Raw genomic sequence first — 12,664 nt, forward strand, 5'->3', positions numbered from 1 at the left:
TCGCCGTCCGATTGCGAGCAAGGCGTAGCGGCCTGACGACAGGTTTCCCGAGGCCGTCTGAAACTCACCATAAACAGCGACGAACAAGAACAATCAACCCATGAACAACTACAACACAGATTTCGATGTGATAATCGTCGGTGGCGGCACCAACGGTCTTTCGGCCGGCTGCTACCTGGGGATGGATGGCAAGAGGGTGCTGGTGCTCGAGGCGCTGGACAAGGTTGGCGGCATGGCTTCGTCGGGCTACCTGATTCCCGACGCGCCCCAGCATCTAGTGCACCCCTGCGCCATGGATATGATGTCCATGCGTGTGCATGCCCATGTGCCCCGTGAGTTGGAGCTCGAGCGGCATGGCTTCAAGTCGATCGAGCTGTCGCCGGGCTACGTCTACCTGCATCCCGACGGTACCTCGCTGGTGTTTTGGCGCGATAGGCAACGGACGGCTGCGGAAATCCGTCGCTACAGCGCGAAGGACGCCGAGGCGTTCCTCGACTTCATGAAGGTCGTCGACCTGTTCCTCGACATTGCCCTACCGATGATGCGAGTCGACCCGGCGCGTACCAACCTTATGACCAAGCTGAAGGTGGTGGGCACCGCGCTCAAGCATCGCAAACTGAAGCCTGAGCTGATGGCGCTTATGACTGGTTCCGCCCACCAGGCCGCGCGTGAGCGCTTTGAGCACCCGGTGACCATTTCCGCTATGTGCGCGCTGACCGGCCTGGCCGGCGACATCAGCGCTGACGGTGGCGGCATCTATTACGCCCTGCTTGGTTTCCTCCACCGCTTCGGTGTTGGCCGAGTGATTGGCGGCATGCAGCAGCTAAGCAATGCCATGCGCGCGCGTCTGGAAGAGCTGGGTGGCCACGTCATGACCTCTGCCCGCGTCGGCGAAATCCTCGCCAGCCAAGGCAAGGTCCGGGGCGTCAGGCTGGCCGACGGGCGTGAGTTCACAGCACGTGCGGTCATCGCCGGCTGCCACCCAAAGGTGGCGCTAGAGATGGTTAGCACCGGGGAAATGCCGAGGAACCTGCTGACCCGCATCGCCCTGGCGCCGGCCAACGCCAGGGGCTCGGGGCCGTTGAAGGTCGACTTAGCGCTCGACGGGCAGATTTCCGTGCCCCGTTTCGAGGCCGCCAGGGGCGACGGTGTCGATCTGCGCAAGGCCTGTCTGATGATCGGCACGGAGGAGGCGGTGTTGGAGAACTTCGCCGCCAGCGCCCGTGGCGAAGTGCCGCGCTTGCCGTATATCACCATGGTTGCACCCAATTCGGTGGACCCTTCGCAGGCGCCGCCGGGACAGGACGTGCTCTACATCTATCCGCCGGTGATGCCGGTCGCCCCGCGCGAGGGCTGGGACGCGCTCAGGGAGCGGGTGGCCGACCTGGTGGTCGAGCAGCTGTCCGAATACGTCGAGGGTATCCAGGGGCATGTGATTGGCCGCTGGATCGAGGCGGCGCCGGACTTCACTGCCCGCCTGAATACGGTGAACGGCTGTGTGGTGCATATCGACACCACATCCATGCGTTCCAGCGCCATGCGTCCAGCCTATGGGCTCGGCGGCGACACGTTGCCGGTCGAGGGGCTGTACCTCGGTAGCGCCGGCATCCACCCGGGCGGCGGCGTCAACGGTATGGCCGGGCGGCTCGCGGCCAGCCGAGTGAAGCGCTACCTGGCGAAAACCGGAGGAAAATAGACGGCGGGCGTGCCGGCATCAGCCGGCGCGGTCGTTTACCTCTGCGCAATGCTGGCGAGTATGAAATCCGCGGAATGCTGGCGCCAGGTAGTCATGCCTTCCTCGGAGGCGGTGTCCAGCCCTGCCAGCGCCGACATCGAATAGCGGTTGGTGAACCAACCGGTGGTGACCAGCGCGGCGGTGGCGAGAAACAGTCGGGGGTTGATCCCAGCCTTAAAGTCCCCAGCCTCGGCACCGCGGCGGAGAATGCAGTCGAGCTTGTCGATAAGCGTCGGTGTCAGCTCCAGGAAACGATTGCGTGGGGTCTGATGGGTGTCGTGGTAGTGGATGCCCTCCAAGGCCAGGGCGCCGAGAAGCGGGTCATGACGATACTGGTCGAAGAAGTGGTTGAGCATCCTGCGCATGGCTTGCGTCGGAGGTAACGAATCGATATCCAGCTCCACCAACTCGGACATGACACGCTCGGAGCACTCGTCCAGCACAGCGACGAACAACCCTTCCTTGGAGCCGTAGTAGTGATAGATCAACTGCTTGGTGATCCCCGCCTCGCGGGCAAGCTCCTCCATACGCACGCCTGCAAGTCCCTTCTCCGCGAACTCTAGGCGAGCCGCCTCGATCAGGCGTCGGATCGTATTGCGTTTTCCGGGTTCGTTCTGCGCAGGAGTTTTCACTCTGGTCCCCTTATGGCAGCGATGTGCCGACGTACTTCGTTTGACCTTGGGTAAAACGAATCGAGTCGCGGAAAAAAAGCAGCCCGTTAGTATCCCAAGTCGGTGATTCCGAAAGGATACCGCTACTTGCGGCCAGGCGAGCAAGCCGGCGTGTTTCCAAATGAAGTATCGCAGCGAGACCCTCGCCCCGCGATGCTGATGGCCTGTCGTCGTGCCGGCGTCGGTCGACTTCGACAACAACAATTCCACAGAGTGTTGAATCTCATGAGCACCAATAGCGCTTCTGCCGTAGATCTTAAGAAAAACTACTCCGCAGTCTCCGAAACATATCGCGGCACCGATCTGGACATTCATGCCGTATGTCGCGAACAGCGGCTGAAGTCACCAATCTATGAAGGAGACTTCATCGCCCAGTTTGGTGTCCCGACCAATGCCGGTGTTCAGCAGGGTACCCGACCGACTTTCGCTCTGTTCAAGTACCAGGACGTAATGGCCGTGCTGCGCGACGGCAATACCTTCACCAGTGGTTTCATCGCCGAGGGCCTGGGGGCCTTCTTCGACGGCCTCGTGATCCTGGCCATGGACGGTGAGCCGCACCGCAAGGTCCGCGCCTTGCTGCAGCCGGCCTTCATGCCTGAGAGCGTGAACAAGTGGCGTGGGCAGATCGACGAGTTGATCCGTGAGGAATTCCTCAAGCCTCTGGTGCCGCAGAAGAAGGCCGACCTGATGGAGTTCGGTCTGGAGTTGCCGATCCGCATCATGTACGCCCTGATGGGATTCCCCTCGGACGACCCTTCGAAATATAAGCAGTACGCTGCCTGGGCTCTGGCCATGGTCGGCGGCAACCAGATCGACCCGGCTAAGATGGAGGAGGCCCGTAAACAGGCCGGTATCGCGGTCAAGGGGCTGTATGACGCTATCCAGGAGGTTGTGGTGCGCCGCCGCGCCGAGGGCAGTCAAGGCGACGACGTGGTTGGTCGTCTGCTGCGTGCCGAATTCGAAGGTCGCACCCTGGACGATCACGAGGTGATCACATTCACCCGTTCGTTGCTACCCGCTGCTGGTGAAACCACCACGCGGATGTTCGGTTCGGTGATGGCTCTGCTGCTCACCACGCCGGGTCTGCTGGAGCGAGTGAAGGCAGACCGCTCGCTGATTCCCAAGTTGATGGACGAAACTGCGCGCTACGAACCGGTGGCCACCTTCAAGGTGCGTGAGACGGCAAAGGACGTGGAGTTCCATGGCGTGAAGATTCCCAAGGGCTCCTTCGTTCAGTGCATGGTGGTGTCCGCCAATCGTGACGAGGACGCCTTCGAGAATCCCGATGTGTTCGACATCGACCGCAAGCTCAAGCCTTCCTTCGGCTTCGGTTTCGGCCCGCACATGTGCATCGGCCAGTTCATCGCCAAGGTCGAGATTAATTGCTCGATCAACGCCATCCTCGATCTGCTCCCCAATATCCGCCTCGACCCAACACAACCTGCTCCTGTCATCGAGGGCGCGCAGTTGCGTGGCACCGCGTCGCTCCCGGTGATCTGGGACTGAGCATCGATATCCCCCTTGCCTTACGTGCATTTCGACAATAACGACAAGAGGCGATTTTCATGAGAGCGTTCAAAACGATTCCAGAGCGCGGCGATTTCGGCTTCCAGCAGCTGGTTGGCCCGCACCAGGTCACCGGCGCTGCGATGGGCGGCAGCCGCGGCTTCTTTGGGCTGCAACTGAGCAAGTCCGCGCCGTTCGGCTCAGTGCGTGACGAGGACGGCAACATCTATTCGTTCGTGCGTTCTCTGCTGGCCCCGGGCGGCACGCCGAACCCGACCAAGTTCTTCTACCTGAATAACCATGTCGACGGCGTCAACCTACGCATGGACCACGAGAAGATGGCCCTCCAGGCGTTGACGCCGATGCCGGTGCAGACTCTAGACGGCGACACCGTGCGCTGGACTAACCAGCCCGGCGAGGCCGGCAACGGCTGGGAGATCACCGCCAACAGCGAACGCTTGACCTGGCGGGAGGATGGCTTGTTCCAGCTGGAGGGTCGCCTGCTCGGCCCTGGCCTGCAGTGGTATCTGCCGGGGGTGGAATGGGGCACCTTCTATGTGTCGCAGCTCTGGGAGCTGGCCGGCGTCTGCGAAGGCAGACCAGTGAAGGGGGCGATGGCGCTCGACCAGTTCTACATGGCTGAGGGCGGCGCGATCCACTTCAAGAAGGACCTGGTGGTCAACAACAACAAGCATGTCCTGTGGTGGTCGTTCTGCACCGTGTACAAGGACGGAAGTTGGGATGCCGGCTCCTTCATGGTTGGTCACGACCACCTGGGCTACGCGATCTTCAGCAACGACAAGGGCGAGGTGCGCGTCACCACCGATATCGAGGGGCAGGCCCGGCACAAGGACGGCAGCTATTTCCTGGAGTCGGCGCGGATCGTGCTCGACGGCAAGGAAGAGTGGGAGTTCCTCCCCGACCCCAAGGGCGAAATGATCGACTTCGTCGGCGGCTTCCCGATCACCGCGCAACAGGAGGGGCGCTGGCGCCGGGTCGGTGATACCCGCGAGCCGTCGCATTGGCTGGGCTGGGGCGAGTCCGACCGGCGCAACGGTTCGGCGCGTAACGTGCCGGGCCGGGATCTCTGACCCAACCTGACGAGCTTCCCGCGGCTTGTTTGCCGAGGGAGTTTTTCCGAACAAGAACAAGAACAAGACCAGAGGAAGCAGGCGATGAGGTTCAAAGATAAAGTGGTGCTGGTCACCGGCGCCGGGCGTGGCATGGGGCGCGCCATTGCCCTGGCCTATGCGCAGGAGGGGGCCAGAGTGGTCGTGTCCGCACGCACGCCACGTTATGGCGAGGAAACCGTCGCGCAGATCACGGCGCTGGGCGGCGAGGCCCATCTAGTCGGCGGCGACATCGCCGACCGAGCGGCGGTCAAGGCGATGGTCGAGGGTGGCATGGAACGCTTTGGCGCGCTGGACATCCTGGTGCATTGCGCCGCCGATACGGCGCGCGGGTTGATTAGCGAGATGACAGACGACACTTTCGATCATCTGGTGCGCAGTAACATCCAGTCGCTGTTCTGGCTCGCCAAGGATTGCGCCCCCTACCTGTCCAGAGCGAGCGACAAGGGCCGGGTCATATTCATCTCCTCCGGTGAGGCCAATCGCAAGTACACGCCAACGCTGATCCCCTACAGTTCCAGCAAGGCGTTCATGAACGCCTTTGCCCGTGGGCTGGCCGTAGAGTTCGGCGCGTTGAGCATCCTGGTCAACGTGATCGAGCCGGGGCTGATCGGCACGGACCATATGTTCGAGTCTCTGGGCGAGGAAGTGCCGCACCGTCTGGCCGGACACTTCCCCGTGCCACGTCTGGGGCAGTCGGCCGATATCGCCGCCGCCGCGATGTTCCTGACCTCCAACGAGGCCTCCTACATTACCGGCACCTCGCTGCTGGTTGACGGGGGCGCCACCATGGTGGCCATGCCGAAGGTCGAAGAAATCCTCAAGGGACATTGAGCCCGAAAAGTACGGCCCGACTGGCACGGCGGGCCGAAATAGGAGTCCTCGCATGTCCGATACATCCACTTCGCGCGAGCGGGCCGCCATTGACCTCGCCGAGTTCAAGCGCGGCTGGCGCATCCTGCTACTCGGCCTCGTCGGCATCTGCACTAGCATCAGCGCGGGCCTGCTCTACGGTTTCGGCACCCTGGTCATTCCCCTCGAGCAGGCCTTTGGTTGGAGCCGGGGCGAACTGCAGGCGTCAATCACCTTCCTGTTCGCCGGTGTGGCGATCTCCACTCAGCTGGTCGGTCCGTTGTATCGCCGCTTCGGTTTGCGCCGGGTGGCAATCGTCTCGATCGTGCTGCAGGTGATCGGATATACGGCGATCACCCGGATTGAGCATTCCATCGGCTGGTTATACCTGGCGTTCTTTGCCATGCCGCTGGTTTGCGCCGGAACCATCGCCATCACCTGGACGCAACTGATCAACCTGTGGTTCGAGCGCAACCGTGGCCTGGCCCTGGCGGTCATTCTCTGCGGCACCGGAATGATGGCGGTGGTGTTGCCGCCACTGCTGGCCAGGATGATCGTTCTGTTCGGCTGGCAGGCAGGCTTCTTCACCCTGGCGACGATGCCGCTGCTGTTCACCTTGCCAATGGCGTTGTTGTGGATGCGCTTGCCGACCGAGGTCGGGCCGGCGTCGCTGACGGGGAGCGAGGCGCTGGCGCAAGGGGACGGTTTCAGTTTCCATCAGGCGCTGCGCTCGCCGGTCTACTGGAGTTTCAACGTCGCGCTGATCCTCTCGGTGTGCCTGACCGTCGGCATGGTCACCAACATCGTGCCGATGCTGCAGGGCAAGGGGCTTTCCGCCCAGGCCGCGAGCCAGATTTTCAGTAGTTTCGGCATTTCCATCATCGCCGGGCGCTTGCTGGTGGGCTATCTGCTGGACCGCTACCCGCCGATCCTGGTCACGGTGATCAGCCTGGCGTTGCCGGCCATCGGTTGTGCGATCTTCCTGTTCGGCGGTATGCAGGGTACGGCGCTGCTGGTGCTTGCCACGCTATGCATCGGCGCCAGCGCCGGCGCTGAGTTCGACTTGGCGGCGTTTCTCATGGCGCGTTATTTCGGGCTGCGCGAATACGCGCGGATCTTCGGCCTGCACCTGGCGCTGATCACCATCGTCTCGGGGATGATGCCGGTGTTCTTCGGCTACCTCTACGAGGCCTACGACGGCTATTCGGCGGTGCTGCTGTGTTGCCTGGTCTGCTCCGTCATCGGCCCGTCGATTCTGCTCTGGTTACGGCCGGCTGCGGCAGTCGCGGTCCAGCAACAGCTCACCTGAGCGAGTGTGCACAAATCCGGCGGGACTGACTCGCCCATGGAAAACGAGGAGAAATCAATGAATGCGCAAGAAGCCATCGAGCATTTCCTGCATGGCCAGATCGAATGCTGGAACAACGGCGACAAGGAGGGATTCTTCGAGCATTACCGTCGGGTGTCGCCTGCCGGTCTGAGTATCGAGTACGTCGGCCGGCCGCTGCCGACCGATCCCTGGCAGATCCTTGAAGGAATGTGGGAAAACCAGCAGCCGCGCTTCCGCGTGGAGGTCAAGGAAACCATTATCAACGGCGAGGAAGCCGCCTGCCACCATCGCAACGCGCTGCGCGACGGCAGCGGCGGTATCGAGACCATCGAGCTGTACCGTTTCCAGAGCGGTAGGTTGTGGGTGCGCTACTTCATCAAGGCGTGAGGGAGTAGGTGCGGCTTCAGCCGCAAAGGAGTGCATAGCGCTCCCCCGGCAGCTCGGCTGAAGTCGCCGCTACATGGATATCAGCCTCGGAATGCTTACGTACAGCCCGTGCACTGCGCTTTCCGGGGTTGAGCGCCGCGTACACGCCCCCGGGAGGGGCAACGTGGGGCGCGACGGTGGTCGCGCCCCACCTGCACTGCGGTCAGCCGTTACCCCGGGCCTTCCTGCGCGCGGCTAGCCATCCCTTGAGCAGAATCTGCGGCAGGCGCAGGATCACGCTGATACCGAGCAGCCGGGCGGCCTGCCAGCAGTCTTCCGGGTTGACCAGGATGGTGGTGCTCATGGCGCCCATGACCTTGCCCTTGATGACCAGTTGCTCGCCATCCCGCGTGATGGACTTGACGTCCACCATCTCCACGCCTTCCTTGCTGAACATCTTCATGCTGCGATCGCTCCTGCAAGGGGGGTCAAGCGCCGACCAGTTCGTCGAAGTCCAGGCCGGATTCCTCCAACAGCACGCGGGCCACGTTGCGTCCGGAGGCTGCGGTGACGCCGCCGCCGGGGTGGGTGCTGGCGCCGGCCAGGTACAGGCCCTCCACCGGCGACTTGTACTGGGCGTAGCCGGGGGCGGGACGGTTGCCGGCGATCTGCCAGGAGTAGGACCCGAAGTGCAGGATGTCGGCGCCGATCATGGCGTTGTTGTGGCGCTCGATGTCCAGCGGGGTCATCCACGAGAAGCCGATGATGTTGCCGTCGTCCATGTTGGTGGTGAGCTTGCGCAGGTCGTCGAGGAAGGCGTGGGCCACCTCTTCGCCGATCTCGTCCCAGCGCTGGGCGCCACCCTTGAGGTTGTAGGGGCAGAAGGCGTACATGTTGAGCACACGCTTGCCTTCCGGCGCGCGGGTCTTGTCGTAGGTGTCCTGGGTCACGTAGGCGATGAAGTCGCGGCGTGGGATGCCGTACTCTAGGTCGCGGAAGGCGCGGGCGAACTCCTCTGGATCGGAGTGCGAGCGCTCCACCCAGAAGAAGTCGTCCACCGCCGGGCCGACCTTGTAGCGCGGCGCCTCGTGCAGCGCGACGTGCATGTTGAACGGCTGGAAGCTGCTGTGCTTGAGGGTGCGGATGCGCTGCTCGAAGCCCTCGGGCAGTTCGCGGCCGGGGACCATGGCGGGGAATACCTGCTTGGCGTGCAGGGTGGAGATCACGCCTTTGCGGGCCAGTATCTCTTCGCCGCTTTCGAGGATCACGCCGGTCGCCTTGCCGCCTTCGATCTTGAACTGTTTGACCGGCGCCTCGGTGCGCACCTCGCCACCGTGGTGTTCCAGGCAGGCGCGCAGGGCGTCGGCGAAGGCGCCGGAGCCGCCGACCGGGATGCCCACGCCGTAGCGGTGCATGAGCGGCAGGATGATGTAGAAGCCGAAGCCGGTGCCGTTGTCGAACGGGTTCATCATCGCCTCGGAGGCGTAGCGGGCCAGGGCGATCTTGACCTTGTCGTTCTCGAACCATTCGCTGATGTAGTCCCAGGCGCTCATCGCCTGGGTGCGCATCAGTTCCTGGCCGACCTGGCTCTGCTCCATCATCAGCGCCTGGTGCGAGGCGCTCGGCGGCGTGTTGAACATGCCCATGACCAGCATGTCGAGGTTCTGGAACACCTGATGGTTGAAGCGGCGGTAGGCGTCGGCGTCACGCTCGGAGAACTTGGCAATGGCCTCGCAGGTGCGCTCCAGGTCGGTGTAGAACTCCAGGGTGCTGCCGTCGTCGTAGAAGATCGCGGTCATCTTGTCGGGGTTGATGTACTTCAGGCCGAACTTCGCTTTCAGCTCCAGTTCGTCGTTGCGCAGCAGCGGGTTGGCCTGCAGCAGGGTGTGCGCGACCGAGCAGACGTCGTGCTTGAAGCCGGGCACGGTCAGCTCGCGGGTCATCACGCCGCCGCCGACCTTGTCGTTCTTCTCTACCACGCACACACTCCACCCGGCCTTGGCCAGGTAGCAGGCGGCGACCAGACCGTTGTGGCCGCCGCCGGCGATGACGATGTCATAAGTCTTGCTCATCTTCTTATCCTTTTTCTGTCGATGTTAGTCGGGTTGCCACGCCGCCCATGGCGGCGCGGCGGTTTAGTTGTTGGGGTATTGCTCCAGGGGCATGACGCTCGGCCCGAGAATCGGCCCGACCCGCTCGTGGCCCCAGATGCTCAGTTGCTCGGGGTTCAGCTCGAAGCCGTCGTGGTGCCAGGGCTCCAGTTCGTGGATGCACTCCACAGCGAAGCCGGACGGGCTGAAATGGTAGAAGGAGACGTGCGGGTCCTGGCTGTGCTGGCCGAGGGTCATCTGCATCGGCAGCTCGCGCTTGCGTACGATGTCGTATGTTTCGCCGAGGTCGCACAGGCTCTTGACGAACAGTCCGATGTGCTGCACGCCTTTCATGCCGGGAGCGTGGCCGAAGGCAATGTCGTGGCTGGTCTTGTCGTTGAGCTTGGCGCGGAAGAAGCCGGTGCGGCCCTTGCCGGCGCCGTACCAGTGGAAGCCCATCAGGTCGATAAAGAAGGCTTCCAGTTCTGGGCCGTAATCCGGCGTAATCAGGACGATGTGGCCGACGCCGCGCTCGTCGGTGACGAAGCCGCCGTGCGGACGGCCGGGGACGAACGAGCGTGGCGTCCATTTTTGCGCGTAGAACAGTTCGTGCCGGTAGCCCGCCGGACAGCGGAAGCTCACCAGTTCGCGCACGCCGCGTATCTCGCAGCGGGCGGCGTCGCCAACCTCCAGAACGACGCCTGCGTCGCGGAAGCGCGCCACCGCAGCGTCGAAGGCTTGCCGCCCGCGCGCTTCCCAGCCGATGTAGGCGATGCGGTCGACGGGGCCGGGGTGGAAGGTGATGCGGTGGCGGCGGTCGTCGCTGCGCAGGTACAGGGAGTCGGGGTCGCCCAGCGGGGCGTTGCCCTGTCCCAGGCCGAGCACCTGCGGCGCGTACTCGCGCCAGGCTTCCAAGTTCGGGCTTTCGAAGCCCATGTAGCCGATGCCGATGATATCCATGATGGCCTCTTGTTGTTGTCTTGAGCCGGACCTCCCGGCCGTCCGCCGGAAGGGTTGTCATGGCCTTGCTTACAACGCGGTCTGGGCGTCCGCTTGTGCGAACATCGCATTGATGTCACCGGAGGTCACCGGCTTGCCTTTCTCGCGCCTGGGCACGGCGCCGCCCATGCCCAGCGCCGGCTCGGTGCTGACGTGCGCGGCTTGGGCGCGCAGGGCGCCGACTGTGCAGTTCTCGCGGCCGAGGAGGGCGAACGGATCGTAGGAGAACTCGCGCATGGCGTTGAGGTGGGTGACCTTGTCGATGGTCTCCTTGGGCAGGCGCTTGAGGCTTTCCCAGGCGACTTCCGGCGAGTGCGGCCAGGTGCAGTCGGAGTGCGGGTAGTCGCATTCCCAGGTGACCATGTCCTCGCCCACGTCCGGCAGGTTGCGCAGGCCGAAATCATCCTCGATAAAGCAGGTGATGAAGTGCTTGCGGAAAATGTCGCTGGGCTTCTTGCCGCCAAAGTTGGCGTTGGTCCAGGCGTGGTGGTGGCGGTGGGTGAAGTCGGCACGCTCCAGCAGGTAGGGGATCCACCCGATGCCGCCTTCGGACAGGGCCATGCGCAGGTTGGGGAATTTCTTCCACATCGGCGCCCAGATCCAGTCGGCCGCCGAGTTGGCGATGGAAATCGGCATGGAGGTGATCCAGGCATCGATCGGCGACAGGTCTGAGGCGTGGTTGGCCTTGATGCCGGTACCGATGTGGCAGCAGATCACCACGTTGTTGTCGGCGCAGGCCTTCCACAGTGGGTCCCAGTAGTCGCTGTGGATTGACGGGAAGCCGTGGAGCGCCGGGTTGTCGGAGAACGACACGGCATGCACGCCGAGTTTCGCCAGGCGCGCGACTTCCGCGGCGGCGGCCTGCATGTCCCACCACGGCACCAGCATCAGCGGGATGAAGCGCCCCGGTGCGGCGTTGCACCAATCGTGCAGGTGCCAGTCGTTGTAGGCCTGAATGGCGGCCAGGGAGACGTCGCGGTTCGGGTGGTTCTGGAAGCGCTGGCCGGCGAAGCCGGGGAAGGTCGGGAAGCAGATCGAGCCGAGCACGCCGTTGGCGCTCATGTCGTCGACGCGCGCCTTGATGTCCCAGGTGCCGCGGCGCATGTGTTCGTAGCCCAGCGGCTCCATGCCGTACTCCTCCTTGGGTCGGCCGACCACCGAGTTGAGGCCCATGTAGCCGGTGGCCTGGCCTTCGAACACCCAGACGTCGCGTCCGTTGTGCTGCTCGACGCGCGGCTGTCGGCCCTTGAAGCGTTCCGGCATGTGGCGGTCGAAGGCGCCGGCCGGTTCGATGGCGTGGTCGTCCACGCTGACGAGGATCATGTCTTCGAGTTTCATTGTCGTTCTCCCTTGATGTAGTTCGAACACCGCTGTGGTCAGAAGAAGATGCCGAGGTTCGGTGTGCCGATCACCGTCTGGTCGACGATCACCTCGCGGCGCGCCAGCTTCAGCTGCCCGCCCTCACGGCGTAGGAGGTCGTGGCGCTCGCAGGGGATCAGGTCGAAGTAGTCGAAGTCGAAGCGGCTGCGGGTCACCAGCATGTAGCTCAGCACCTTGTATTCGTCAGCTTTGTCGGTGCCGAACACACGGACGTTGCTGACTAGGCGCTTGGTGCGCGAGGGCGGGTCCTCGCCCCAGGCGCTCTTGGTGTCGGTGATGCGCATTATCCTCACCATCAGCGAGCCGTAGTTATCGTGCATGTGCTGCACGGTGCGCACCACGGTCTGCGCCTGCTGGCGCACCGGACGGGTTAGGCGGATCGGCAGGTTGTACTCGATGTCCTGGGCCAGGGACTCGCCCCATTGGCGCAGCTGCAGGGTGTCGAGCAACTCGGCCTCGTCGTGGAGGAAGTCGAGGATCTCGTGGTGCAGCGGGTTACCGCTAGAAACGCGCTTGGCGCGGTCGGTCGGCGGCAGTGGGGTGGGTTCGAGCAGGCGCTGCAATTCGTTCATGGCGTTTCTCCAGAATGCTGTGCATGGCGTCCG

General features: G+C 63.5%; 12 protein-coding genes. 6 read left to right on the forward strand and 6 right to left on the reverse strand.

Annotated elements, in window-relative coordinates:
- The first annotated feature begins 100 nt into the window (after positions 1-100).
- The gene (locus G559_RS0114420; RefSeq protein WP_028628900.1) at positions 101-1,696 is read left to right on the forward strand and encodes a phytoene desaturase family protein; all 1,596 of its coding nucleotides are present in this window, start codon (positions 101-103) and stop codon (positions 1,694-1,696) included.
- 35 nt (positions 1,697-1,731) lie between these two features.
- Here the strand turns inward: G559_RS0114420 and G559_RS0114425 are convergent, their stop codons facing one another.
- Entirely contained in the window at positions 1,732-2,367 is a 636-nt protein-coding gene (locus G559_RS0114425; RefSeq protein WP_028628901.1) for a TetR/AcrR family transcriptional regulator, read from the reverse strand.
- Positions 2,368-2,631: 264 nt separating this feature from the next.
- Between G559_RS0114425 and G559_RS0114430 the strand changes: the two genes are divergently transcribed.
- The 5 genes from G559_RS0114430 (at position 2,632) to G559_RS0114450 (ending at position 7,611) form a co-directional block, all read left to right on the forward strand.
- Positions 2,632-3,912, forward strand: coding sequence for a cytochrome P450 (locus G559_RS0114430; protein WP_028628902.1), 1,281 nt, complete (start codon positions 2,632-2,634; stop codon positions 3,910-3,912).
- 59 nt (positions 3,913-3,971) lie between these two features.
- Positions 3,972-5,003, forward strand: coding sequence for a hypothetical protein (locus G559_RS0114435; protein ID WP_028628903.1), 1,032 nt, complete (start codon positions 3,972-3,974; stop codon positions 5,001-5,003).
- Positions 5,004-5,087: 84 nt separating this feature from the next.
- A complete protein-coding gene (locus G559_RS0114440; RefSeq protein WP_028628904.1) occupies positions 5,088-5,876 on the forward strand; it encodes an SDR family NAD(P)-dependent oxidoreductase in 789 nt (262 codons plus the stop codon).
- A 52-nt stretch (positions 5,877-5,928) separates the two neighbouring features.
- Positions 5,929-7,203: an MFS transporter gene (locus tag G559_RS0114445; protein ID WP_028628905.1), complete on the forward strand. Its 1,275-nt coding sequence runs from the start codon at positions 5,929-5,931 to the stop codon at positions 7,201-7,203.
- A 57-nt stretch (positions 7,204-7,260) separates the two neighbouring features.
- Positions 7,261-7,611: a hypothetical protein gene (locus G559_RS0114450; protein ID WP_028628906.1), complete on the forward strand. Its 351-nt coding sequence runs from the start codon at positions 7,261-7,263 to the stop codon at positions 7,609-7,611.
- 202 nt (positions 7,612-7,813) lie between these two features.
- On the opposite strand, the gene G559_RS0114455 is transcribed toward G559_RS0114450, so the two are convergent.
- From G559_RS0114455 to G559_RS0114475, 5 genes are all read right to left on the reverse strand, one after another.
- Positions 7,814-8,053, reverse strand: a complete 240-nt coding sequence (locus G559_RS0114455; protein WP_028628907.1) for a hypothetical protein — start codon at positions 8,051-8,053, stop codon at positions 7,814-7,816.
- Positions 8,054-8,078: 25 nt separating this feature from the next.
- Positions 8,079-9,662: a phytoene desaturase family protein gene (locus tag G559_RS0114460; protein WP_028628908.1), complete on the reverse strand. Its 1,584-nt coding sequence runs from the start codon at positions 9,660-9,662 to the stop codon at positions 8,079-8,081.
- Positions 9,663-9,725: 63 nt separating this feature from the next.
- The gene (locus tag G559_RS0114465) at positions 9,726-10,640 is read right to left on the reverse strand and encodes a VOC family protein (RefSeq protein ID WP_028628909.1); all 915 of its coding nucleotides are present in this window, start codon (positions 10,638-10,640) and stop codon (positions 9,726-9,728) included.
- Between the two features lie 69 nt (positions 10,641-10,709).
- Positions 10,710-12,017, reverse strand: coding sequence for an amidohydrolase family protein (locus G559_RS0114470; protein WP_028628910.1), 1,308 nt, complete (start codon positions 12,015-12,017; stop codon positions 10,710-10,712).
- A gap of 38 nt (positions 12,018-12,055) precedes the next feature.
- Positions 12,056-12,631 carry a 3-phenylpropionate/cinnamic acid dioxygenase subunit beta gene (locus G559_RS0114475; protein ID WP_028628911.1) on the reverse strand — a complete coding sequence of 192 codons (576 nt, stop codon included), beginning with the start codon at positions 12,629-12,631 and terminating at the stop codon, positions 12,056-12,058.
- Positions 12,632-12,664: the final 33 nt, after the last annotated feature.

The organism is Metapseudomonas resinovorans DSM 21078 (assembly GCF_000423545.1).
In the GTDB taxonomy this organism is placed as follows: Bacteria; Pseudomonadota; Gammaproteobacteria; order Pseudomonadales; family Pseudomonadaceae; genus Metapseudomonas; species Metapseudomonas resinovorans.

Coding starts and splice junctions, on each gene's coding strand:
- G559_RS0114470 (WP_028628910.1), bottom strand. CDS start 12,017: ATGAAACTCGAAGACATGATCCTCGTCAGCGTGGACGACCACGCCATC.
- G559_RS0114455 (WP_028628907.1), bottom strand. CDS start 8,053: ATGAAGATGTTCAGCAAGGAAGGCGTGGAGATGGTGGACGTCAAGTCC.
- G559_RS0114440 (WP_028628904.1), top strand. CDS start 5,088: ATGAGGTTCAAAGATAAAGTGGTGCTGGTCACCGGCGCCGGGCGTGGC.
- G559_RS0114420 (WP_028628900.1), top strand. CDS start 101: ATGAACAACTACAACACAGATTTCGATGTGATAATCGTCGGTGGCGGC.
- G559_RS0114435 (WP_028628903.1), top strand. CDS start 3,972: ATGAGAGCGTTCAAAACGATTCCAGAGCGCGGCGATTTCGGCTTCCAG.
- G559_RS0114430 (WP_028628902.1), top strand. CDS start 2,632: ATGAGCACCAATAGCGCTTCTGCCGTAGATCTTAAGAAAAACTACTCC.
- G559_RS0114460 (WP_028628908.1), bottom strand. CDS start 9,662: ATGAGCAAGACTTATGACATCGTCATCGCCGGCGGCGGCCACAACGGT.
- G559_RS0114475 (WP_028628911.1), bottom strand. CDS start 12,631: ATGAACGAATTGCAGCGCCTGCTCGAACCCACCCCACTGCCGCCGACC.
- G559_RS0114465 (WP_028628909.1), bottom strand. CDS start 10,640: ATGGATATCATCGGCATCGGCTACATGGGCTTCGAAAGCCCGAACTTG.
- G559_RS0114445 (WP_028628905.1), top strand. CDS start 5,929: ATGTCCGATACATCCACTTCGCGCGAGCGGGCCGCCATTGACCTCGCC.
- G559_RS0114450 (WP_028628906.1), top strand. CDS start 7,261: ATGAATGCGCAAGAAGCCATCGAGCATTTCCTGCATGGCCAGATCGAA.